The organism is Streptomyces sp. ASQP_92 (assembly GCF_025399895.1).
Classification (GTDB): Bacteria; Actinomycetota; Actinomycetes; order Streptomycetales; family Streptomycetaceae; genus Streptomyces.
Genome location: NZ_JAODUA010000062.1, coordinates 1 through 575, shown reverse-complemented (window position 1 = coordinate 575; position 575 = coordinate 1). Strand labels below are relative to the sequence as shown.

Below are 575 nucleotides of genomic sequence, written 5' to 3'. Positions count from 1 at the left end.
AGCGCCGTTTCCCTGCGGGTCCTGAGGTCGCTGAGGTAGCGGGTGCCGGCGCTGGTCAGGCGTAGTTCGACCTCTCGCCTGCTGGCCGAGCTGGGGGTTCTCTCGACGAAGCCGATGGCGTGGAGCCGGTCGCACATGCGGCTCACCGACGACGGGGTCGAGCCCAGTTCGTGACCGAGGTCGCGCAGGTTGATGCCGTCGTTGTCGGCGAGGATGTACAGCACGCGCAGCTGGGACGTCGACACGGGAGCGATCGCTGCCAGGTCCCCGCTTCGGCTCCACAAGATCTCCAGCACCTCGATGGCCTCACGGGCCGCCACCGCGGCGGCTCCCCGGCCATCGCCGGCGGCGCCTGCGGGGTGGCGTCCGCTGTCAGGAGTCACGGTGTTCAACCGCCTTGGCAGTCGCTGCGGCACAAAAAGCCCCTCCCGCGCCTCTTAGTCTTCATCATCTCGAACAGGCGGTAACCGAACAGTGGACAGATTCACGGCGGCGGAACGCGCACTGCGCCAGGCGGCGCCGCACGCTCTGCTGCAAGCGGTGCGGGACGCCCTCACTCAGCACTACGGGGCCGT

Annotated in this window: 1 protein-coding gene; it reads right to left on the bottom strand. The window is 68.9% G+C overall.

What is annotated here, in order from left to right; translation table 11 throughout:
• A partial coding sequence (locus N4G70_RS36900) for a MarR family winged helix-turn-helix transcriptional regulator (protein WP_261717156.1) occupies positions 1–383 on the bottom strand: 383 nt, incomplete at its 3' end.
• Positions 384–575 lie beyond the last annotated feature (192 nt).